This is a genomic window from Corallococcus praedator, assembly GCF_003612125.1.
Taxonomy (GTDB): Bacteria; Myxococcota; Myxococcia; order Myxococcales; family Myxococcaceae; genus Corallococcus; species Corallococcus praedator.
Genome location: NZ_RAWI01000052.1, coordinates 1 through 20,685 on the forward strand (window position 1 = coordinate 1; position 20,685 = coordinate 20,685).

Genomic DNA, 20,685 nt, shown 5'->3' on the forward strand with positions numbered 1-20,685 from the left:
GCCCATCACCACCACCGCCTCCGCCCCCCGGCGCATCGCCACCATGCCGATGTCCGGGTTGTCCGTGGCGCGCGCGAGCACCTCCGGATACCGCGCCAGCAGCTCGCGGGCCTCCAGCGGCGCGGGACGACCGCTCAGGTAGATGTGCGCGAAGTTGCCGGCCTCCACCACCACGGGGGTGAAGGGCTCGCGAGCAGACGTGTCCGGCGTGGGCGGCTCGCGCCCGTCCAGCAGGCCGCGCTGGACGTCGTCGCGCAGGGGCGGCGTGGGGCCCTCGAAGAGCACCGCTTCCAGCCGCCGTCCCTGGCGCTGCTCCAGGGGCAGGCTGTCCACGTGGCCGTGGTCCGACAGGAGGATGACGTCGTAGGGCTCCGGCGCCGCGCGGGCCACGGCGAACAGCTCCGCCAGGGACGCGTCGACACGGTGCAGCTCCTGCATCGCCAGCTCCGAGCGCGGGCCGCGCCGGTGGGCGACCTCGTCGTAGTTGCCGTACACCAGGTAGATGAGCGGCACGCCGCGCACCATGTCCACCAGGGACTTGGTGTACGCGAAGCTCCAGCCCAACCGCTGGAGGAGGATGCGGCTCAAGAGGAAGCCCTGCTCGTGGCGCCAGTCGTTGACGGCGCGGGCCCACTGACGGACCTCGCGCACGGCCTGCAGGGACTCCATCCCGAACGAGCGCAAGAAGTCCCACGCCCCCCGGGTGCGCGCCGCGCCCAGGCCCTGCATCTCATACGCGAACGAGCGCGCCATCAGCTTGAAGCTGGACAGCGTGCTCATGCACATGCGGTTGGTGGCGCCCGCGTGGAAGAGCGAGAAGTAGGTGTGCCCGCCATGCTCCAACAGGCTCGTGCGGCCGTGGCCCCGCAGGCGCGCGTCAATGGCCATCGCGTCGCCCGGGGTGTTCATCTGCACCTTGCGGCGAAGCGCCCGGTCGAACCAGCTGTAACCGGGCAGGTTCGGATGCTGGAGCCCGTAGAGCAAACCCGCCTGGAAGAACGGTGTAGAAGTGGGTGCGCCCCAGAAGGCGTTCTCCAGGTGATACGCGCCCGAGCGCACCAGGTGTCCGACGAAGGGCATACGGCCAGAGACAATCGCCTCGTCCAGCAGGGCCTTGGGCACTCCATCCAGATGCACCAACAGCACGTTGCGTGCACGACGTGCCGCCACGGGCGGAACTTTCGAGCCGATGCGCCGAACGACGCTATTCGCCCAATTCCGTGAATTCTCGCTGACGAGTTCGCTCAGACTTTCGCGCACGTTGACGGCTCCCCCATCCCGCGAGGCAAAATGGGCATTCAGGGGGACAGGAGCTTCTGGGGCCGCGATGCTCTCTTGGAGAGCAGGCGGGCGGAGCGCTCACTGATCCCGGGCTGGAATCGATTCGCCCCCCTGGGGCTTCACGGGGTTTCGATGCTGGCTCCTGTCGTCTGTCTCTTCTTTCTCCTGCTGACGCTCAGTGCCGCCGCGGCCGGTCGGTCCGCGCCCGGGCTCGTGCCCGTGAAGAAGACGCCGACGATGGACGGCATCGCGCTGCCCCTGGTGAGCTTCAGCTCCGACCAGGGCTTCGGCTACGGGGCCGTGGGCGGCATGTACCTGTACGCGCCCGGCAAGACGCCGTACGCGCACGCCCTGTCCGCGCAGGTGTTCTTCAGCTCGCGCGGTGCCATGAATCATTACCTCCGCTATGACGGCCCGCAGTTGCTGGGGCCCCTGCGGTTGGAAGGCAGGCTGGAGTACCGCAAGGAGAAGAGCAGCCCCTTCTTCGGCGCGGGCAACCTGTCCGCCCCGGACTTCCGCGGCAACGTGGACGACCAGCGCTACAACTACAACAAGGGCTCGCCGGGCCTCTGGGTCCGCCTGCGCGGCCGGCCCTTCGGTGAGACGCACCCCTTCCAGTCCTACGTGGGCTACGGGTGGCGCAACACCAGCGTGTCACCCTACGAAACGTCCATCCTCGCGCAGGAGAAGCCCATCGGCATCGAGGGCGGAACCAGCGGACAGATTCTGGCGGGCGCGCTCTGGGACACGCGCGACGACGAAGCGGACCCCACGTCCGGTGGCGTGGAGGAGGTGGCGCTGCGCGTGTCGGGCCTGGCCACCTTCAGCCGCTACCAGTACGCGGGCGTGACGCTGAGCGAGCGCCGCTACATCCGGCTGTCGCCGAGGCTGGTGTTCGCGCAGCGGCTCACGCTGGACATGCTGTTCGGCGAGGTGCCCTTCTTCGAGTGGATGACGACGGGCGGCGTCAACGTGTCCGAGGGCATTGGCGGCATGAGCAGCGTGCGCGGCATCGAGCGCAACCGCTTCGCCGGCAACGTGAAGGCCTTCAGCAATTCGGAGCTGCGCTTCCAGGCGGCGAAGATGTCCTTCTTCGGCCAGCCGCTCGCGCTGGGCGCGGTGGTGTTCCTGGACCTGGGCCGCGTGTGGCACCCGGGCGTGACGGATGGCAAGTGGCATGAGTGGCACCCGGGCATCGGCGGCGGTCTGCGCTTCTCTCGCCGCGCGGCCGTGGTGCGCATGGACTACGCGCGCTCCACCGAGACGGGCCGCCAGCGCTTCTACATCACGTTCGGTCACATGTTCTAACGGCCGGGCCGGACGCGCGCAGCACCGTCTTCAGACGAGCGCGTCCACCCAGCCGCGAAGCCGTGGATCCGCCTGCGCTTCCCCGCGCACGCCGGGCTCCACGTCCAGCGTCAGCGTGAGGAAGCCGCGCGACTCCAGGCCCTGGCGCAGCTCCTCGCGCGCCTGCGCGTCCGGGGCGAAGAGGATGCACCCGTCCCCGCCGCCCGCGCCGGACAGCTTGCCCGCGCAGCCGTAGGACGCGGCGATGGCCAGCACCCGGCGCATGCCTTCGGTCTCCAGCGGGCCCAGCTCCAGGAGCAGCGCGTGCTGGGCCTTCACCGCGTCCGTGAAGGCGCGGAAGTCCCCGCCACCCAGACCGCCTTCAATCGCGTGGCCCAGCGCGTCCGAGCGCTCCACGAAGGACTGGCGGCCCGCTTCCGCGAGCTTCGCCTCCACCTGGGCGATGAGCAGCTTCGTGGACGCGCTCTCCCCGGTGAAGGCGTAGAGCATGGCCACGCGGGGCGCGGGCATGCGCCACAGGTCCACCGGCGGCGACTCCGCGAGCGCCGCGTGGAAGCGTCCGGTGTTGGCGGCCTCCGTCAGCGCCGTCACGTCGTAGCGCCGGTAGCGCACGAGGCCCCCCGCGAAGCTGGACGCCACGTCGCCGCCGCTGCCCTTGCCGCCCTGCCCCAGCGTGTGCGCGACGAGCGCGAGCTTCAGCACGTCGAACTTCTCTTCCAGGATGAAGCGGGCCGCCTCCGCCGCGAGCACCGTCGCGGAGGCACTGCCGCCAATGCCCAGCTTGTGTCCGCCCGGGCCCAACGCGCCCGGCGCCACCGCGACATCGAAGCCCACGCTGGGCCGTCCGTGCGCGCGCAGGGCTTCGTCCAGCGTGCGCGCGACGAAGGAGAAGCCCGCCGGCACGTCGCGCTCCCACTTCACGCCCCGGGGCGTGGTGAGGCCCTGGAGCGTCCCCTCCTCCAGGCAGATGTGCACGCGCGAGTCCTGCCGCCTGCGCACGTAGGCGGCCGTGCGGGGCGCCACCGCGGCCACGCGCGAGACGCCTCCCCACAGCACGGCGTATTCGCCGGAGACGAACAGCTTGCCGGGTGCGGAGAGGGCGCGCTCCATCAGAACAGGTGCTCCGTCAGCAGCGTCGCGTCCCCGCCGGGCACGCAGCGCACCACGTCCACCGCGCCGCACGCGCGGGCCACGGCCTCCGCCGCCACCTCGTGCGCCGCGTCCGTCAGCAGCACCGGGTTGGGCCCGGCGTCGAGCGTGAACCACACCGGCACGCCCTTCTTGCGCTGCTCGCGCAGGTTCTGGATGAGGCCCAGCGTGGCCGGGCTCAGGTAGCAGAGCGGCGGATCCGCCGCGAGCGACGTGCTGTGCATGCGCCACGCGTTGCGCTCGCACAGCTCCCCCAGCGCCTCCAGGTCCTTCTTCGCGATGAGCTCGCGGGCGCGGGGCACCTCCGCCTCCGCGTCCTTCACCCACGCCGGGTAGTAGGGGCTCGTCTCCACCGTGCCCTTCATGCCGTCGCGCGACTTCACTTCCTTCTCGCCGCGGTCGACGATGGCCACCACCATGCGCAGGTCCGACCAGTGCCCCGCGTCGAAGCGCTGCACGGCGTAGCTGTCCTCGCCGTCCGCGCGCTCACCGCGCATCCACTCGCAGAAGCCGCCCTGCACGCTGCGGCACGCGGAGCCGCTGCCCCGCCGCGCCAGGATGCTGGAGGCGCGGGTGTCCTCCGGAAGGCCCGCCGCCGCGCGCCCCGCCACCGCCAGCGCCGCGAAGCCCGCCGCGCTGCTCGCGAGTCCCGCCGCCATCGGGAAGTCGCCGCGCGACACCACCTTCGCGGGGCCCAGGTCGCGGCCCGCCTGCACGCGCACCGCGTCCAGCAGGCGCAGCACGCGGTCGCGCTCGCTGCCCTTGGCCGCGTGGCCGTGCAGCTCCACCTGGTCGGACCCGGCGCCGAACTCCACCGTGGTCGTCACGTGGATGGGCGCCAGCGTGAGCGACAGGCTGGACTGGTGCGGGAGGATGAGCGCCTCGTCGCGCTTTCCCCAGTACTTCACGAGGGCGATGTTGGGATGCGCCCGGACGGTTGCTTTCATGAACGGTCTCCGTGGGGCCGCGGTCCCGCCAGCTGGCTGGCGAAGCAGCGCACGCCGTCGCGCGTCAGTTTCGCGACCACGGGCCCGGGTTCGAGGAAGAGGCCGATGACGGCACCGCCGTCCCCCCCTGCCCCGGTGAATTTGGCGCCCAGCGCGCCCATGCCGCGCAGCCGGTACACCATGTCTTCCAGCGCCGGAGACGACAGGCCCAGCGCGCCCAGCAGGCCCTGGTTGACGTTCATCGCGTCCCCCAGTCCTTCCAGGTCGCCGGCCTCCACCGCCTTCGACGCCTCGGTGACGAGCCTTCCCACCTGCGCGAACAGCCGGCGGTAGCGCTCCGGCCACCGCGCCTGCCGCTCGCGCAGCGCGCCCACCGTCACCTTCGTGGGACTGCGCGCTCCCGCCAGCGCCACCACCACCGACAACGCGCGCGGACTCTTCACCTCGCGCGCCCGGCCGACGACGCCCGACGGCCCCTGCACCCGGCGGTAGAGGATGAGCTTCTCCTCCGCGCTGGTGGTGTGGTCCACGCCCGACGGCGTGCCGTGGAACTCCTGCTCCATCTCCCACGCGAGCTGGGCCGTCGCCTTCGGCGTGGGCAGCTGTCCCGCGGCCTGGAGCAGCACGCGCGACAGGGCCACCGCCAGCGCCGCCGAGCTGCCCAGCCCCGCGGACAGGGGCAGCTGCGGCTCCAGCGTCACCTTCACCTTGGGCTCACCCACCAGGCGCGCCGCTCGGGTGAACGCCTTGCGCATCAGCCGCTTCTGCGCGGCGTCCGCCGTCACCGGCACGTCGAGCTGACACGAGCGCGCGGGCACGCCGCGCGCCGTCACGCCGAAGCTCAGGGGTCCGGCGAGCGCGGGGTAGCCGTACACCACGCTGTGCTCGCCCAGCAGGATGACCTTGCCGGCACCGAAGGCGACCAGGGGATTCGTCGAGGCAGTCATGGCACCGGGCACTGGACAAGGAAGAGGGGCGGGCACTTTACCAAGCGCACCGCCCCGCCAGGGTCCCCGCGAACAGGCGCGGGGGAGGAATCAGCCGTTGGTGATGGTGACCGCGACGCCGGGCTTTTCCAGAATCAGGCTCGCCAGGATCTCCTTCGCCTTCTCCACCTTCACGTGGCCGGCCTTCACCAGGAGGTTCGCGACCTTCTCCACGTCGCCGCCGCGCGCCCCCGCCGTCACCGCGACGCTGCGGGCGTGCATGGCCATGTGGCCCTTCTGGATGCCCACCGAACCCAGGGCCCGGAGCGCCGCGAAGTTCTGCGCGAGCCCCACCGCCGCGAACACCATGGACAGCTCGCGCACGCCCGACACGCGCAGCAGCTTGAGCGCCACCTGCACGCCCGGGTGCACCTTGATGGGACCGCCCACCGTGCCCAGCGCGAGCGGCAATTCGATGCGGCCCACGAGGTGCCCCTCCTCCAGGTACCAGGTGGACAGCGGCCGGTACTGGCCCCCGCGGCAGGCGAACGCGTGCGCGCCCGCTTCGATGGAGCGCCAGTCCTGACCGGTGGCGATGGCCACCGCGTCGATGCCGTTCATCACGCCCTTGTTGTGCGTGGCGGCGCGGTACGGATCCGCTTCCGCGAAGCGGCTCGCCTGGGCGATGCCCTCCGCGATGGTCTCCCCCGGCAGGTCGAAGTCCGCCAGCATCGACAGCGGGATGCGGCAGGTGGCGCGCGCGAGCCTCTTGTCCGACAGGTTGGACAGGATGCGCAGGTACACCCGGCCGCCCGTCACCTGTTCAATCAGCGGCGCCACGCCCTCGGCGACGGTGTTGATGAGGTTCGCGCCCATCGCCTCCTGCGTGTCGATGAGGATGTGGACGATGAGCAGCGGCTCGCCGCGCGGGCCCTCCGGCGCGGGCAACAGGCGCACCTCCACGTCCCGGGCGCCACCGCCACGGGCGACCATCGCCGGGTGGAAGCTGTTCGCCAGGGCGAGGATCTCCTCCTTCGCGTCCAGGATGCGCTCGGAGGCCAGGGTGGGGTCGCCGTAGTTCGACACCTGCACCTGGCCGATCATCATCGACTCGTCGGCCTCCGCGACGAAGCCGCCGGACTCGCGGACGATCTTCGACGCGAACGACACCGCCGCCACGACGGAGGGCTCCTCCACCGCCATGGGCACGATGTAGTCGCGCCCGTTGACGTTGAGGTTGAGTCCCAGTCCCAGCGGCAGGGAGAAGATGCCCACCGCGTTTTCAATCATCTGGTTGGCGAGGACCGGCTCCAGCGTGCCCACACCGCGGAGCTGCTCCAGCTCCTCGTCCGACAACCGGAACATGCGTCCGATCTGAGCGAGGCGCTCTTCCATCGGCAGCTTGTGGAATCCGGAGAGCCGGGACGTGACGGTGTCAGACATGTTGTTCCTTCCCAACCTGGGAGCCACCCTGCGTCACAGGGCCGCCAACCAATCCTTCAGAGCTCCGGACACCACGCGCGGACGCTGCCGCAACTGCGCGACGTTCCGACTTCCCGTCAGCACCAGCGCCTGTCGCAGGGCCGTCAGGATGACCTTCAACGCCTCTTCCGCACCCGCCAGGCCGCCCTGCTGCTGGGCCCGGAACAACGGAAGCGCCATGCCCGCCAGGTCCGCGCCCAGGGCGAGCACCTTCGCGCACTCCAGCCCGCCCCGCACGCCGCCGCTGGCGACGAGCCGCACCTCGGGGCCCACCGCCCCGCGCACGCTGGCGATGGCCGCCGCGGTGGGGATGCCCCAGCCGCTGAACTCCGCGCCCACCTGCGCCTGCGGCCCTTTCGCGCGAAGCTGCTCCACGCGCACCCACGACGTGCCGCCCAGCCCGGAGACATCCACGTTGCGCACGCCCAGCTCCACCAGCCGCCGCGCCACGTCCGGGCCAATGCCGCACCCGGTCTCCTTCACCAGCAGCCGGTCGCCGAAGGCCCGCGCCAGTTCCTCCACCACGCGGTAGCCGCCCCGGAAGTCGCGGTCACCCTCGGGCTGCGTCAGCTCCTGGCCCGCGTTCAGGTGCAGCGCCATGCCGTCCGCGCCAATGGCGTCCGACAGCCGCCGCACGCCGTCCACGCCCAGGCCAATGGCCTGGTACAGCCCGATGTTGCCGATGAGCGCCACCGTGGGCGCTACGTCGCGCACCGCGTAGGAGGCCGTGCGCGAGGTGTCCTCCGCCATCGCGCGCTGGCTGCCGACCCCGAAGGCCAGCCCGTGCCGCTCGGCGAGCAGCGCCAGGTCGCGGTTGACGACCCCCGCGCGCTCGGTGCCACCCGTCATGCCGGTGACGAGCAGGGGCGCCCGCAGCGACTTGCCCATGAACGGCGTGGACAGCTCGACCTCGTCCGCCGCCATCTCCGGCATGGCGCAGTGGATGAGGTGGACGTGCTCCAGCAGCGTCGAGTTCTGGGCGGGCTCCACGTCGCCGGTGGCGCACAGGTCGAGGTGGGCATCCTTGCGCCTGGCTGTCGTCTCGTCGCCCATGTCCCGGAAGGCCGCCGCTCTGTCGTTGCAAAAAACGTGTAATTCCGTTGGATTCCTAGCAAGTGGCGGGGCCGGGGTGCAAGCCAAAGGGCCCGGGCGGTCGCACTCGGGGCGCGGATGGACGGCACGGCTTCTGGACGGTATGAGCCCGTGCGTGAGCGCGCCGGAGAACAGGGTCGTCGTCTTCCTGCACAGCGGCGAATACGACCGCGTGCACCAGGGCCTGTCCATCGCCGCGGCGGCGGTGGCGTCCGGGCGGCGCGCGGAGGTGTACCTGTTCTGGTGGGCACTGGAGCGTTTCCTGATGGACCGCCTGGACGAGCCGGACTTCACCGGCCGGGACGACATCAGCGACCGCTTCGAAACGCGCCGCATGCCCACGCTGCGCGCCCTCCTGGAGCACATCCGGGAGACGGGGCTCGCGACGGTGGCCGGCTGCACGGGCTCGCTCGGTGCCCTGGGGGGCGAGCCGAAGGCGGGCGACAGTGGCATCGACGTGTGGCTGGGCTGGAGCGCCATCCTCCAGCGTACGGCGGGCGTGACGGATCGTTTCTACCTGTGAGGAAATCCAGCCAGTGAGGCCGCAGGGACGCCGGGGCAGCCCGGACCCGCTTCATTGACGGCCCCTCCCGCCTGCTTACGTTTCGTGGGTCCCCTTCGGTTGACCGGGACGAAAGGCACGGAACGAGGACCATGGCGCAGCGTGACCCCCACATGACATCCCGAGGACCGGCCGCACCGGCGCTCAAGGGCGGCGGGTGGCACCGGCTGGGCAACGCCTTGAAGACGACCGTCCTCCTGGCCGGCTTGACGGCGTTGGTGCTCGTCATCGGCCAGCGGCTGGGCGGCGCGCAGGGGCTCGCGATGGCGGGCTTCTTCGCGGTGGTGATGAACTTTGGTTCGTACTGGTTCAGCGACCGCATCGCGCTGGCCATCCACGGCGCGCAGCCGCTTCCCTACGAGCAGGCGCCGTGGCTGCACGAGATGGTGGAGCGCCTGTCCGCCCGGGCGGGCATGCCGAAGCCGAAGGTGTACCTGCTGCCCACGCGGCAGCCCAACGCGTTCGCCACGGGCCGAAACCCCAGCCACGCGGCCGTGGCGGTGACGGCGGGCATCGTGGACATCCTGGACCGGCGCGAGCTGGAGGGCGTGCTGGCGCACGAGATTGGCCACGTGCGCAACCGGGACACGCTCATCGGCACGGTGGCGGCGACGCTCGCGGGCATCATCAGCTACGCGGCGCAGATGCTCTTCTGGTTCGGCGGCAGCATGCTCAGCCGCGGCGACGACGAGGAAGGCGGCGGCGTGGCCGGGGCGCTGTCCAACCTGGGCCTGCTGCTGGTCGCGCCCATCGCGGCCACGCTGTTGCAGTTGGCGGTGAGCCGCTCGCGCGAGTACGGAGCGGACGCCACGGGCGCGGAGCTGTGCGGGGACCCGGATGCGCTGGCGAGCGCGCTCTTGAAGATGGAGCGCGCCGCGGAGGCCATGCCCTACGACAGGGCCCCCGCCACCTCGCACCTGTTCATCGTCAACCCGCTGCACCACGGCGGGGTGATGTCGCTGTTCTCCACACACCCGCCCATCCCGGAGCGCGTGCGCCGGCTGCGTGAGATGAGCGCGCGTCGGGGCGGTGGGGCGCGGGCGCGCGGCGGCTGGGAGTACGCCTACTAGCGTCAGAAGGGTTCGAAGCAGTCGTAGTTGTGCTGGGTGGCGATGCGGCCGTCGCGGAAGGTGAGGAACACCCCGAGCGACGCCCGCATCGTCCCGCCCGCTGGCAGGGAGCCCACGGGCACCGCCAGCGTCGCGCTCCAGTCCACCTCCAACGCCACTCGCTCGCCGTCACAGAGGGCGGAGCGCACGTCGTAGCGCTGGGACACCACCACCTTGCTGCCCCGCGCGGAAGCGTCCAGCAGGGCCTGGAGGTCGCGCGTCGCGCCCCGCGGCGTGAGCCGGTTCGGGTACTCGCGCTGGCGCACCTCCGGGTGGAAGAAGCCGGCGAGCTCCTCGGGCGGCGCTCCGGCTTCGATGGCCTGGAAGTAGCGCCGGGTGAACTCCAGCGGGGACTCGGACATGGGGTGCTCCTTGGCACGGTCGGGAGGGATATCCACAACCATGATTGTACAACGGTGATTGCACAACCGTGGTTGTGGGTGCAAGACGTGGGGCCATGGCACGTCGACCGCGCGTGGGAAATCCGGAGCTGGAGTCCCTGGACCTGGGCTACCTGGCGCTCTTCGTCGGCATGCGGGTGAACGCGCTGGTGTTGGAGGAGGTGCACGCGGCGGGCTTCCCCGGCCTGCGGGAAGGACACGGCTACGTGGTGCAGCACCTGCTGGGCGGCCCCCGGTCCATCAGCGAGCTGGCGGACCTGCTGGAGGTGACGCAGCAGGCGGCATCCAAGACGGTGGCGGAGCTGCGGAAGCTGGGCATCGTGGAGGCCGCGCCTTCCGAGGACGCGCGGATCCGACGCGTGCGGCTGTCCGAACGCGGGCGCGCCGCCGTCGACACGACCCGTGCGGCGCGGGCGACCTTCGAGGCCCGCTTCCGCCGCGCCCAGGGCGTCCGCGCGGTCGAGGAGACCCGCAGGGTGCTGAGCGCCGTGCTGGAGTCGCTGGGGGGCGCGGAGGCGGTGCGGCGCCGACGGGTGCGCGAGCCCCGGTAGGCCGCCCTACTCCGTCCGCGTCACGCCCGGCGGCGCGTCGAAGAACTCCGCCGGGTGCTCCAACAGCTCGCGCAGCGTGTTGGCGATGACGCCCGCGTGGTAGCCGTCGATGAAGCGGTGGTCGAAGGACGCGTTGATGCTCATGACCCGGCCGGGCACCACCCTGCCCTCCTCCACCACCGCCACCTCCCGCACCGCGCCGGGCGCGATGAAGATGGGCACGCGGGTGAAGGGCGCGAGCGGCAGGTAGGCCGTGTCCAGCCCCAGCGTGCCCGCGTCCACGACCACCGCGGAGCCGAACGGATCCCTGGGCAGCCCCAGCCAGGTCGGATCCACGTTCAGCGTGTACGACAGGAACGACATCAGCCGGGTGAACCCGTGGAGCAGGAGCGGCGGGACGCGCTTCAGGAGCCCCCGGCCCTTCTCCAGCGCGGCGTCGCGGCCTTCGCGCGCCCGCGCCACCGCGGCCTCCATCTCCTGCGCGACCGTGAGCAGGTCCTTCTGGTCCACGTCCTCGATGCGCGCGGGCCTGAGCCCTGGCCGGACGGGGTCCGCGTCGGGCACCAGCGCGCACAGGGTGACGCGCTGGCGCAGGTAGATGCGCTGGAAGCGCAGCAGCGCGTTGGCATCCGGGCAGCGGCGCAGCCCTTCGCCCAGGGCCTTGAGGACCAGGTGCATGGGGGTGAGCCGGACCCCGGTGCGCTGGTGGTGTGCCTCCAGGTACGCGAGCGCCGCGTCCATGCGCACCGTCAGCGTGCCGTAGACGGTCGGATCGTACGCGGTGGTCCAGCTTCCAATGGCGAGCTTGCGGAAGCTCGACACGTCCCGCTTCGGCTTCAGCTCCAGGTGCGCCATGGGCTTGCTTGGACTCCGTTGAAGTTCCGGTGACGACGCGTGCGAAGCCCCTGTCTACGGACTCGCCAGGGCGCGCGCCAGGACCGGCGACGCGAGGCAGGCGGGGCTTCGAGGCCCGGCCGGTGTGGTTGGAGCCCGGGGGTTTGTCTGCCAGTGAAGCCTTGACGCGCCATGTCCCAGCGGTAGGCTGCCCCGTTTTTTGCATCCTTCTGTGGAGGTTGTTCCCTTGGTCGTTGCTCTCATCCTGGTATCGATCGGTTTCGCCATCACGCTCGGCATGCTGCTCTTCGGCGGCAAGAGCGGCACGGACGGCACCGCGAACCGTTCATCGGTCTCATCGCCCTCGTTCCGTGGGGAGCTGGAGTCGGAGACCAAGGCTCGCGCCAAGGCGGAGTCGGAGGTCCAGCGCAAGCAGAAGGAGCTGGACGAACAGCGCGCGCAGCTCCAGGAGGTCAAGGAGCAGCTCAAGCAGACCAAGCGCAAGCTCTTCGACCAGAAGGAAGGCGACAAGGGCGCGCAGGACCTGGTCAAGGCCCGCGCCGAGGTGGAGCGCAACGCCAGCATCCAGCTCGCGCAGACGCGTGAGGAGCTGTCGCACGCCCTGACGGAGAACGCCAAGCTGCGCGCCGAGGCCGACTCGCGCGGTGGCAACCGCCGCCGTGAAGCCCCCGCCCCCGTGCAGGCCGTGACGCCCGCGCCCGCGCCGGTCGCGGCCGCCCCCGCTTCGACGGACCTCATCGCCGCGCCCGCGAGCGAGCCCGTGGTGAGCGCGGCGGTGTCGGTGCCGTCCACTCCGGTGGCCCCGGCCGAGCCCGTGCGCCGCTACCGCGAGCTGAACGACGCGGACCGCGAGAAGATGGACCGGCTGGAGACCGCGGCGAACAAGGACCGCGCGCGCGCCGTGGAGCTGGAGAAGGAGCTGCGCCGCATCAAGGGCCGCGCCGACACCCAGGCCCGCATCCTGGCCGTGACGAAGTCCGAGGCCGACCTGGGCAAGGACAAGTACAAGGCCCTGGAGAAGCGCCTGAACCGCACGCTCTTGGAGCGCGACCTGCTTCGCCGGGCCATCAAGGACCTGGAGAAGAAGACGGGCATGCTGGCCGACCGCACGGAGCTGACGCCGGACGAGGTCGCCGCCAGCGACCAGCGCAGCGACGAGGTCGCCCGCGCCCGCGCCGAAGCGGAGGCCCGCGCCGCCGCCCCGGCCACGCCGACCGAGGCCGCTCCCGTGGAGACCGCCGCGCCGGCTTCCACCGAGGGCGAGGCGAAGCCTTCCGAGGCTCCGTCGTCCAACGCCTGAGCGAAGTAGAGGCTTGAAGCACCGAGGCCCCGCCTCCCTTCACCGGGACGCGGGGCCTTCGTGTTTCAGCGGAACGCGTCCACGATGTAGACGCCTGCGCTCGAGAACTCGAGGACAGCCGTTCCCGGCTTGGAGTCGGGTCGTTTCCGGAGCTGGCCCTTTGACAGCCGGGCCACCGCGCAGAGGGGAATCCTCTCTCCCCCATCCGGTGGCTGAGCCTCGTAGTACCGGATGACCACCTGCGGGCCCCCCGTCCATACCCGACCATAGAGCCGCGTGGGCCCCCCGAGAGGCCCCAGGTCGGTATTCAGGACGCTCTCCACGGGCCCATCGTAGAGCGTGATGGGACTCATATCGTCCTGATTGAAGTCGAGTTCTACCTGCGCGCTATCCCCGACGTTCAAGCGAAGCAGTCGCATCACTCGCAGCGTGGCCTCCGGGCAGTCCTCGTACTCCGGCGTGCCATCCGCGCGCAGCCCCACACCCCGTCGAGTCGTGGTGCAGCCCAGCGCCAGGGCCAGCACAAGGATAACGGAGGACCACGGGCGCGGTGCATTCATGTCAGAGCGACTTACTCCTTGAAGAGGCGCCATTCCAGGACGAGGTAGGCCTGCGACAGGCCGTCGGATCGGAACAGTTCCAGCGCCAGTTGTTCCAAGCCTTGAGGTGATTGGAAGACGCTGTCGTCCGCGACGACGGCGATGCGGCCCGTCGCACCTGGAGCGATTTCATCGTGCTGCACGCGCAAGGCGAACGGGCGTGACTTCCCACCCGAAACCGTGGACAGCCGAGCTTCCATCAGGCTCCAGGGATTTTTTGCATCGTGATTGGTGAGAGAGAACAGCACCGCAACCTTCGGAACTGTTTTGCTCGTGAGTACCTCGACCACGATATTCGCGCCCTCTTCCCTGAGTGCCCAGCGCCGTCGATTCGTGAAGGGGGTGTGCTTGAAGTCACCATTGGCTAGGAGCGTGGCGAGCGCGTGATCCGTAGAGTGTTCTTCCTGGCGAAGTCGCGCGTTCTCTTCCTTCAGGACACGCTGCTGTTTGAGCGAATCCATCAGCGTCGAGTACATGGCCTCGTAGCGCTGACGGTCCTCGAACACGTTCACCTGCTGATCCAGTTCAGCCCGTCGGCCCTGGCCAGGAGGCCTCAGGAGGAGAGGAATTTCCCTTCCGTTCGTGAGCGTCACGAGCAGGGGCACGCCTTCATCCTCCGCCAGGTCCCGAAGCGGCTCCACGACCACCTTGCGGCCACCGACCAACAGCGGCTCGAACCGGCCCTCCCAGGCCAGCATCCGGGTCTTCGAAGCATCCACGGGGGCCTCGAAGCGCAGGACGGTGGAGACCGCGCCCTTCACATAGACGCTCGGCGTGGAGTCCTCGGGGTGCTCCGACAGCAGCACCGTGCGGACCGCGGGCTCCCGCGCTTCCACCGCCGCGCTCAGCAGGAGCACGGCCAGGGCAAACCGGGCAGGTAGGCAGGTCACCATAGGACCTGGACGCTAACAGCCCACCCGGAGGGTGCCCACTTCAGTCGCGCGGAGGCGGCATCACGACCAGGGCTTCGATGGGCGCCCGGGGCTCACCGGTGCTGTCGTCCACGCCGCCCACCACGAGCACCGACCCATCCGCGAGCGCCGTGCACGTGTGCCACACGCGCGGCTGCGGCAACAACGACAGGCCCAGCACGCTGGGTTGGGCATCCTTCGCCGGGATGATCAGCTCCGCCCACGCCGTCGCGCGCGCAATGCCGGAGTCGGCCCCCCGTCCGCCCACCACCACCACCCGTCCGTCCTGAAGCGACACCGCGCACGCGTTGCTCCGGGGCAACAACGCCGGTCCATCGCTCACCCGGATCGGGCTCTCCAATACCTCGGACGCCCCCACGGCTCGCGCTCCGTTCAGCGGATCCACACCATCGAAGCCGCCCATCAGCAACGGGCGGGGGCCGTCCTCCGCCCGCCCCAGCATCGCCACGGAAGCGCCCACCCTGGGAACCCGGAGCCGGGGTGGCACCGGCAACAACCACCCGAACGTGTCTCCGTCGAACCCGGCGGACAGGACCTCCGCCTCAAGCCGCAGCGCATCCGAGCCCCCCGCGACCAGGATCGTATGCCCGTCCTCCAGCACCGTCAGCGTCGCGTCCACGCGATGCAATTCGCCCATCCCGTTGAAGAAGCGCCCGGAGGCCGCATCGAAGCCCTCCAACGTGAACGCCCCACTTCCATCCGCCGCACGCCCACCCACCAGCAGCACATGCCCGTCAACATCCACCGCCGCGGCGTGCTGGTAGCGCGCGACCTTCGGCTCCAACGTGCTCGCCACACCCTCGGCCACGTCCACGACGCGCGCCGTGCGCTGCAACGAGACCTGGTCCAGCGTCTCCGCGCCCCCCACGAGCAGCACCTTCCCGTCCGGCAGCGGCGACGCCGTGTGGAAGGCCCGTGCGCCCACGTCCGGCCCGGGGCTGAACGTTCCAGCCACCGGGTCGAACACCTCCGTCGTCCCCGACACCGGCCGCGTTCCATCCCTCCCGGGCGCATAGCCTCCCGCGAACAGCACCCGTCCATCCGCCAGCAGCGTCGCGGTGTGCCCGGCCCGCGTTTCACCCGGCACCGCGCACGTGTCGGGACTCGCGGCCTGGTTCACCGGCGCGAACTCGCCCAGCCGCCGCAGGAACACCCGCGCCGACGCCGCCTGCCCTTGCGCGACGTCGAAGGGCGCCGTCCGCCCCAGCGACCGCAACTGGCCACCCTGGTCCGGAGCCCCCGCGTACGCCCGCACCTCCAGCACCCGCGCGCTGCCTGGCGGAATCGCCGGGACGTCCGCGGGCGTCCACCGCACCGTCGACACCCGCTCCCGGGGCGTGTCGAGTCCGGGCCCGCTGACGCGGAAGCGCAGGTGCGTCACCCCTTCCAAGGGCGGCGTGCCGGCACAGGAGGCGGAGATGAGGTCCAGGGAGGGGGTGACCTCCTTCTCGCCACAGCCGGCGGACAGGGCCAGCAGGGCGGCCAGGAGCGTGGAGCGGACGGAGCGCGCGGACATGCGCCGGACGCTACCAGCCCGCTTCGTCTCCGGCGGGACGAAGTCTGGACGCCCGGGAAGGGCGGAAGCAGGCGGGCCGCCGGGGATTGCGCTGTAATGCGCCCGCCCCAGGACGTATGTCCTGTCCCCTCCTCCATGAAGCTCTCGCTCGCCACCCGCATCTTCCTGGGCTACGCGCTGGTGCTGCTGACGTTCGGGACGGTGTCCCTCTTCAGCGTGGCGGAGCTGCACCGCAACCGGTTGGAGATCCGCCTCGTCAGCCAGGGCTACCTCCAGCTGTCCCAGGACGCCGCCGCGCTGGAGACCTTCCAGACCAGCCAGGAGAAGGACACCGAGCGCGTGCTGGAGCAGAACAGCGTGGAGACGCGCCGCGCGCTCATCCGGCTCGCGAGCCTCTACTACTCGCCCCAGATGGCCCAGCGCCTGGAGGCCGCCCGCGCCAAGGCCCGCGAGGTGCTCACCTTCGCCCCCGAGGGAGAGGTCCCCTTCGTCATGGAGCTGGACGCCCGCTTCGGCGAGCTGTCGAAGAACTCGCAGGCCTACGGCCACGCGGTGGAGGCCGTGTTCGCCGCGCTCGCGTCCGAGTCCCCCCGGGGCGACGAGGTGGCCCGCGCCACCGCCGAACTGCGCCAGTTGGAGGCCGCCATCGGCCGTGAGCTGCGCGTGCTGCGCGCCACGCTGGGCAACCGCATCCGCGAGCGCGTGGACGGCGCGGAGGAGCGCGAGCGCCGCACCGGCCTCACCATCATCGCGCTGTCCATCATGGCCATTGGCGTGGGCGTGGGCGTCACCGCGTGGTCCGCGCGCACGCTGCGCCCGGTGCGCACCCTCATCGAGGGCGTGTCGCGCATCGGCAAGGGCGACTACTCCGCCCAGCTGGGCGTGCGCGGCGACGACGAGGTGGCGCTGCTCGCGCGCGAGTTCGACCAGATGGCCCGCTCGCTCCAGGCCCGCGAAGCGCAGCTCAAGTCCCAGGCCGAGGCGCTGATGCGCGCCGAACAGCTGGCCGCCGTGGGCCGCATCTCCGCGCAGATCGTCCACGAGGTGCGAAACCCGCTGTCCTCCATCGGCCTCAATGTGGAGCTGCTCCAGGACGCGGTGGACACCGCCCGGTTCGACTCCGCCGACACCGCCGTGGAGGCGCGCGAGCTGCTCTCCGCCGTCACCCATGAGGTGGACCGCCTCACCGACGTCACCGAACAGTACCTGCGCATGGCCCGCCCCGCCCGGCCGGACCTGGAGCCGGAGGACATCATCGCGGTGCTCGACGGCGTGCTCGACTTCACCCGCGAGGAGCTGGTGCGCGCGGGCGTGGAGGTGGTGCGCGACTTCGCCCCCGGCACCCCCCGGGTGCTCGCGGACCAGGGGCAATTACGCCAGGTGTTCCTGAACCTCCTGCGCAACAGCCGCGAGGCCATGCCCTCCGGGGGCCGGCTCACGGTGGCCACCCTGCCGCGCGAGGGCGACGTGGAGGTGTCCGTGCGCGACACCGGCAATGGCATGACGGAGGAGGTGCGCCGCCACCTCTTCGAGCCCTTCTTCACCACGAAGGAGGGGGGCACCGGCCTGGGTCTGGCGGTGAGCCAACAGATCCTCCAGGCCCACGGGGGCTCGCTCTCCTGCCAGAGTATTCCCGGCCAGGGGACGACCTTCGTGTTAAGGCTTCCCTGCGCATGAGCTTTAAACCGTTCCGGGACGTGCTGCCCTCCGGGCTGCGCGTCGTCACCGTCGAGACGCCGCACCTGCACACCGCCCTGCTGGCCGTCTACGTGCGGACCGGCAGCCGTCACGAGACGCCCGGGAACAACGGCGTCAGCCACTTCCTGGAGCACCTCTTCTTCCGGGGCAGCGAGGGCTGGCCGGACACCGTGAAGATGAACGCCGCCGTGGAGGAAGTGGGCGGCAACCTCAACGGCGCCACCACCCGCGACCACGGCTACTACTACACGCCGCTGCACCCGTCGCACCTGCGCGTGGGCATGGACGTCATCGGGGACATGCTCACCCGCCCCCGCCTCACCGACATGGAGGTGGAGCGGCAGATCATCCTGGAGGAGATGCTGGATGAGGTGGATGAGAAGGGCCGCGACATCGACCTGGACAACCTGTCCAAGCGGCTCCTGTTTCCGGACCACCCGCTGTCGCTGAAGATCGCCGGCACCCGCGACTCCGTGAAGGCCCTCACCCACGCCCAGGTGCGGGAGCACTTCGCGCGCCACTACGTGGCCGGCAACCTGGTCGTCACCGCCGCGGGCCGCGTGAGCCACCCGGAGGTGATGGCGCTGGCCGAGCGCGCCTTCGCCCACCTGCCCCGGGGCGAGGCCTCCACCGAAGCGCCGCCGCCCCTCATCGGGCCCGGGCCGCACTTCCACTTCGTCACGCACGACGAGTCGCAGACGGAGTTCAAGCTCACCTTCCGCGTCGTGCCGGAGCAGCACGAGGACTACCCCGCGCTCCAGATTCTCCGGCGCCTGCTGGACGACGGCCTGTCGTCGCGGCTGCCGTTTGAAATCGTGGAGAAGCGCGGCCTTGCGTACTCGGTGAGCGCCGGGCTGGACACGTACCACGACACCGGCCTGTTCGAGATTGAAGCCGCCAGCGCGCCGGAGAAGGCGTCCCAGGTGGTGGCCGAGTCCCTGCGGGTGCTCGCAGCGCTGTGCGACGAGGAGGTGGGCGCGGAGGAGCTGAACCGCGCCAAGCGCCGCCACCGCATGCTGCTGGAGTTCTCCCAGGACTCACCGGGCGAGCTGGCCGGGTGGTTCGGCGGCACGGAGCTGTTCCGCACGCCGGAGACCTTCAGCCACCGCGCGGACCTGGTGGACCGCCAGACGGCCGCGCAGGTGCGCGACACGGCCCGGCGCTACTTCACCCGCGAGAACCTGCTGGTCGTCGCGGTGGGCCAGAAGAAGGGCCAGAAGGCGCTGGAGAAGGTGGTCGCGGAAGCCGCGCTCCCCTCCTCCGTCAGCGCCGTCCCCCGCGGATGATGATGGGGCCGGAGGAGGCGCCCTTCTTCCTGGGGGTGGCCTTCTCGATGGCCTTGCGGATGCGCAGGTACTCGGGGTTCTGCGGCTCGCGCTGCAGGGCCTCGTCGATGAGCTTCTTGCCGCGCGGCAGCTGCGTCTGGAACTGCGCGTAGAGGCCCGCGAGCGCGGCCTTCTCCTCCACCGACGCCTCGCCCAGCCCCACCAGTCGCTCCAGCGTGGCCTGGGCCTCCGGCTTCTTGCCGGCCTTCAGGTACAGCCGCCAGATGCGCGAGAGCGCGGGGCCGAAGGCGGGCTCCGTCTTGAGGGCGAAGCGGTAGCTGTCCTCGGCGGCGCGCACATCCTCCTGGTCCTCCTGCACCCGGCCGCGCACGTACAGGCCCCGGGCCAGCCGGGGGCGCAGTTGCAGGGCCCGGTCCACCGACTGCTGCGCGTCCGTCAGGCGCCCCTGGGCCCGGACGATGTCCGCCAGCCACGCGAGCGCCTCCGCGTTGTCCGCGTCGTCCTCCAGCAGCAGCTTGAGCGCGGCCTCCGCCTCCGCCGGGCGGCCCAGCGCCATCAGCACGCGGGCCTTCATGGCCACGACGTCCGTGGTCGCCGCGTCCGCGGGTGGCACGGACTGGAGGTCGGCCTCCGCCAGGTCGGAGAAGCCGCTCATCAGGAAGTAGCGCGCGCGCAGGAGCCGGGCCGCCGTGAAGCTGGGCGAGTTCTGGAGCACGCGGTCCATCAGGTTCGCCGCGAGCAGCTCCTCGCCCTTCATGAGGAGGATCTCCGCCTCCACCGTCTTCGTCGCGGCGTCGTCCGGGTTCTCCCGGAGGGTGCGCTCCAGCGTGGTGAAGGCCTCCTCGGCGTGGCCCTGCCGGGCCTGGAGGCGCGCCAGGGCCAGGATGTCGTCGGGGGTCAGCTTGCCCTCGTCCCGCAGGGCCACGAGCGTGGTGATGGCCAGGGGCGCCTGGCCCTCCCGCAGGTACAGGTCCGACAGCTGCTTCTGGATGACGGGGTCGCTTCCAGGCAACAGGCCTTCCGCCTGCTTGAGCGTCAGGATGGAGGCGCCCGAGTTGCCGCTCAGCCGGTGGGCCTCCGCCAGCAGCAGCAGCGGCTCCACGCTCTCCGGGGCCGAATTGGAGGCCTTCTGGAGCGCGGCGATGGCGCGGCCGTAGTTGCCCTTCGTGAGGGCCTCGCGACCTTCGGACAGGGAGGACTGGACCTGGGTGGCCTGCTTCTGGGCGGCTGCCGTCTCCGGGTCCTTGCAGGCAAGCGGAAGGAGCAGGACGAGCGTCCAGGGACGGGGGAAAAATCGCTGAGGCATCACTGAGCGACAGGGTAGCGGATGTTATCCTCCTCCGTCGATGGACCCCTTCGTGCGCCGCCTCGTCGAGAGGCTTCATGACCCCGGCCGTCCGCTGTCGCGAAACCGGCACTTCCACACGTTCGACACCCCCGAGGGTCGCACGGCGCTGAAGGTGTTCCGCCGTCTGCGCAGCCTCCAGCAGGACATCCTCGCCTGCCAGGCCGAAGGCCGCAGGGCCCGCATCTTCCGGCAGGTCAATCCGGCCGGGGAGCACCGCATCGAAATCTGGATGGAGCGCGTGGCCGGCCGCCGCGTGTCGATGATCCAGCCCGCGGAGTACGAGCTGCTCGTCCGGCTTCCGGGCATCCGCGACGCCCTGGAAGTGCGCGAGGAAGCCGCCTGA

General features: G+C 71.0%; 20 protein-coding genes. 8 read left to right on the forward strand and 12 right to left on the reverse strand.

Going from position 1 to position 20,685, the window contains the following annotated elements:
• On the reverse strand, window positions 1-1,170 hold a 1,170-nt coding region (locus D7Y13_RS09655; RefSeq protein WP_341870401.1), incomplete at its 3' end, for an alkaline phosphatase family protein.
• Window positions 1,171-1,413: 243 nt separating this feature from the next.
• Here D7Y13_RS09655 and omp85 point away from each other — a divergent pair.
• The gene (omp85, locus tag D7Y13_RS09660; protein ID WP_120532149.1) at window positions 1,414-2,589 is read left to right on the forward strand and encodes an Omp85 family outer membrane protein; all 1,176 of its coding nucleotides are present in this window, start codon (window positions 1,414-1,416) and stop codon (window positions 2,587-2,589) included.
• Between the two features lie 30 nt (window positions 2,590-2,619).
• On the opposite strand, the gene D7Y13_RS09665 is transcribed toward omp85, so the two are convergent.
• The 5 genes from D7Y13_RS09665 to fni form a co-directional block, all read right to left on the reverse strand.
• Window positions 2,620-3,699: a mevalonate kinase family protein gene (locus D7Y13_RS09665; protein WP_120583221.1), complete on the reverse strand. Its 1,080-nt coding sequence runs from the start codon at window positions 3,697-3,699 to the stop codon at window positions 2,620-2,622.
• A complete protein-coding gene (gene mvaD / locus D7Y13_RS09670) occupies window positions 3,699-4,685 on the reverse strand; it encodes a diphosphomevalonate decarboxylase (RefSeq protein ID WP_120583220.1) in 987 nt (328 codons plus the stop codon). Before mvaD ends, D7Y13_RS09665 begins: the two co-directional genes overlap by 1 nt.
• The gene (gene mvk / locus D7Y13_RS09675; protein WP_120583219.1) at window positions 4,682-5,632 is read right to left on the reverse strand and encodes a mevalonate kinase; all 951 of its coding nucleotides are present in this window, start codon (window positions 5,630-5,632) and stop codon (window positions 4,682-4,684) included. Before mvk ends, mvaD begins: the two co-directional genes overlap by 4 nt.
• A 90-nt stretch (window positions 5,633-5,722) precedes the next feature.
• Window positions 5,723-7,054 carry a hydroxymethylglutaryl-CoA reductase, degradative gene (locus D7Y13_RS09680; protein ID WP_120532145.1) on the reverse strand — a complete coding sequence of 444 codons (1,332 nt, stop codon included), beginning with the start codon at window positions 7,052-7,054 and terminating at the stop codon, window positions 5,723-5,725.
• A gap of 33 nt (window positions 7,055-7,087) precedes the next feature.
• Window positions 7,088-8,146, reverse strand: a complete 1,059-nt coding sequence (fni, locus tag D7Y13_RS09685) for a type 2 isopentenyl-diphosphate Delta-isomerase (RefSeq protein WP_120583218.1) — start codon at window positions 8,144-8,146, stop codon at window positions 7,088-7,090.
• A 142-nt stretch (window positions 8,147-8,288) separates the two neighbouring features.
• Between fni and D7Y13_RS09690 the strand changes: the two genes are divergently transcribed.
• Both D7Y13_RS09690 and D7Y13_RS09695 read left to right on the forward strand, forming a co-directional pair.
• Window positions 8,289-8,708 (forward strand): hypothetical protein, encoded by a 420-nt coding sequence (locus tag D7Y13_RS09690; protein ID WP_120532143.1) that lies wholly within the window; start codon window positions 8,289-8,291, stop codon window positions 8,706-8,708.
• 152 nt (window positions 8,709-8,860) lie between these two features.
• The gene (locus D7Y13_RS09695) at window positions 8,861-9,817 is read left to right on the forward strand and encodes a zinc metalloprotease HtpX (protein WP_199732736.1); all 957 of its coding nucleotides are present in this window, start codon (window positions 8,861-8,863) and stop codon (window positions 9,815-9,817) included.
• 2 nt (window positions 9,818-9,819) lie between these two features.
• On the opposite strand, the gene D7Y13_RS09700 is transcribed toward D7Y13_RS09695, so the two are convergent.
• A complete protein-coding gene (locus tag D7Y13_RS09700) occupies window positions 9,820-10,218 on the reverse strand; it encodes a nuclear transport factor 2 family protein (RefSeq protein ID WP_120583217.1) in 399 nt (132 codons plus the stop codon).
• 95 nt (window positions 10,219-10,313) lie between these two features.
• Between D7Y13_RS09700 and D7Y13_RS09705 the strand changes: the two genes are divergently transcribed.
• Window positions 10,314-10,808, forward strand: coding sequence for a MarR family winged helix-turn-helix transcriptional regulator (locus tag D7Y13_RS09705; protein WP_120532140.1), 495 nt, complete (start codon window positions 10,314-10,316; stop codon window positions 10,806-10,808).
• A gap of 6 nt (window positions 10,809-10,814) precedes the next feature.
• On the opposite strand, the gene D7Y13_RS09710 is transcribed toward D7Y13_RS09705, so the two are convergent.
• The gene (locus D7Y13_RS09710) at window positions 10,815-11,663 is read right to left on the reverse strand and encodes a 2-oxo acid dehydrogenase subunit E2 (protein ID WP_120532139.1); all 849 of its coding nucleotides are present in this window, start codon (window positions 11,661-11,663) and stop codon (window positions 10,815-10,817) included.
• 226 nt (window positions 11,664-11,889) lie between these two features.
• On the opposite strand from D7Y13_RS09710, the gene D7Y13_RS09715 reads away from it, so the two are divergent.
• Window positions 11,890-12,963 carry a coiled-coil domain-containing protein gene (locus D7Y13_RS09715; RefSeq protein ID WP_120583216.1) on the forward strand — a complete coding sequence of 358 codons (1,074 nt, stop codon included), beginning with the start codon at window positions 11,890-11,892 and terminating at the stop codon, window positions 12,961-12,963.
• Between the two features lie 65 nt (window positions 12,964-13,028).
• On the opposite strand, the gene D7Y13_RS09720 is transcribed toward D7Y13_RS09715, so the two are convergent.
• From D7Y13_RS09720 to D7Y13_RS09730, 3 genes are all read right to left on the reverse strand, one after another.
• A complete protein-coding gene (locus tag D7Y13_RS09720) occupies window positions 13,029-13,523 on the reverse strand; it encodes a serine/threonine protein kinase (RefSeq protein WP_120583215.1) in 495 nt (164 codons plus the stop codon).
• Window positions 13,524-13,534: 11 nt separating this feature from the next.
• On the reverse strand, window positions 13,535-14,419 hold the full coding sequence (locus D7Y13_RS09725) for a DUF2381 family protein (protein ID WP_120583214.1): 885 nt from the start codon (window positions 14,417-14,419) through the stop codon (window positions 13,535-13,537).
• A gap of 76 nt (window positions 14,420-14,495) precedes the next feature.
• Window positions 14,496-16,010: a Kelch repeat-containing protein gene (locus D7Y13_RS09730; protein WP_120583213.1), complete on the reverse strand. Its 1,515-nt coding sequence runs from the start codon at window positions 16,008-16,010 to the stop codon at window positions 14,496-14,498.
• 135 nt (window positions 16,011-16,145) lie between these two features.
• Between D7Y13_RS09730 and D7Y13_RS09735 the strand changes: the two genes are divergently transcribed.
• Together D7Y13_RS09735 and D7Y13_RS09740 are read left to right on the forward strand one after the other, a co-directional pair.
• Window positions 16,146-17,687: a sensor histidine kinase gene (locus tag D7Y13_RS09735; protein WP_120532134.1), complete on the forward strand. Its 1,542-nt coding sequence runs from the start codon at window positions 16,146-16,148 to the stop codon at window positions 17,685-17,687.
• Entirely contained in the window at window positions 17,684-18,994 is a 1,311-nt protein-coding gene (locus tag D7Y13_RS09740; protein WP_120532133.1) for a M16 family metallopeptidase, read from the forward strand. The genes D7Y13_RS09735 and D7Y13_RS09740 overlap by 4 nt, the downstream gene beginning before the upstream one ends.
• On the opposite strand, the gene D7Y13_RS48645 is transcribed toward D7Y13_RS09740, so the two are convergent.
• On the reverse strand, window positions 18,972-20,300 hold the full coding sequence (locus tag D7Y13_RS48645; protein ID WP_120532132.1) for a tetratricopeptide repeat protein: 1,329 nt from the start codon (window positions 20,298-20,300) through the stop codon (window positions 18,972-18,974). The two genes, D7Y13_RS09740 and D7Y13_RS48645, sit on opposite strands and share 23 nt — an antisense overlap.
• Before the next feature lie 40 nt (window positions 20,301-20,340).
• On the opposite strand from D7Y13_RS48645, the gene D7Y13_RS09750 reads away from it, so the two are divergent.
• The gene (locus D7Y13_RS09750) at window positions 20,341-20,685 is read left to right on the forward strand and encodes a hypothetical protein (RefSeq protein WP_120532131.1); all 345 of its coding nucleotides are present in this window, start codon (window positions 20,341-20,343) and stop codon (window positions 20,683-20,685) included.

Coding starts and splice junctions, on each gene's coding strand:
- D7Y13_RS09690 (WP_120532143.1), top strand. CDS start 8,289: ATGAGCCCGTGCGTGAGCGCGCCGGAGAACAGGGTCGTCGTCTTCCTG.
- D7Y13_RS09665 (WP_120583221.1), bottom strand. CDS start 3,699: ATGGAGCGCGCCCTCTCCGCACCCGGCAAGCTGTTCGTCTCCGGCGAA.
- D7Y13_RS48645 (WP_120532132.1), bottom strand. CDS start 20,300: ATGCCTCAGCGATTTTTCCCCCGTCCCTGGACGCTCGTCCTGCTCCTT.
- D7Y13_RS09710 (WP_120532139.1), bottom strand. CDS start 11,663: ATGGCGCACCTGGAGCTGAAGCCGAAGCGGGACGTGTCGAGCTTCCGC.
- D7Y13_RS09680 (WP_120532145.1), bottom strand. CDS start 7,054: ATGTCTGACACCGTCACGTCCCGGCTCTCCGGATTCCACAAGCTGCCG.
- fni (WP_120583218.1), bottom strand. CDS start 8,146: ATGGGCGACGAGACGACAGCCAGGCGCAAGGATGCCCACCTCGACCTG.
- D7Y13_RS09750 (WP_120532131.1), top strand. CDS start 20,341: ATGGACCCCTTCGTGCGCCGCCTCGTCGAGAGGCTTCATGACCCCGGC.
- D7Y13_RS09735 (WP_120532134.1), top strand. CDS start 16,146: ATGAAGCTCTCGCTCGCCACCCGCATCTTCCTGGGCTACGCGCTGGTG.
- D7Y13_RS09695 (WP_199732736.1), top strand. CDS start 8,861: ATGACATCCCGAGGACCGGCCGCACCGGCGCTCAAGGGCGGCGGGTGG.
- omp85 (WP_120532149.1), top strand. CDS start 1,414: ATGCTGGCTCCTGTCGTCTGTCTCTTCTTTCTCCTGCTGACGCTCAGT.
- D7Y13_RS09720 (WP_120583215.1), bottom strand. CDS start 13,523: ATGAATGCACCGCGCCCGTGGTCCTCCGTTATCCTTGTGCTGGCCCTG.
- D7Y13_RS09740 (WP_120532133.1), top strand. CDS start 17,684: ATGAGCTTTAAACCGTTCCGGGACGTGCTGCCCTCCGGGCTGCGCGTC.
- D7Y13_RS09700 (WP_120583217.1), bottom strand. CDS start 10,218: ATGTCCGAGTCCCCGCTGGAGTTCACCCGGCGCTACTTCCAGGCCATC.
- D7Y13_RS09730 (WP_120583213.1), bottom strand. CDS start 16,010: ATGTCCGCGCGCTCCGTCCGCTCCACGCTCCTGGCCGCCCTGCTGGCC.
- mvk (WP_120583219.1), bottom strand. CDS start 5,632: ATGACTGCCTCGACGAATCCCCTGGTCGCCTTCGGTGCCGGCAAGGTC.
- mvaD (WP_120583220.1), bottom strand. CDS start 4,685: ATGAAAGCAACCGTCCGGGCGCATCCCAACATCGCCCTCGTGAAGTAC.
- D7Y13_RS09705 (WP_120532140.1), top strand. CDS start 10,314: ATGGCACGTCGACCGCGCGTGGGAAATCCGGAGCTGGAGTCCCTGGAC.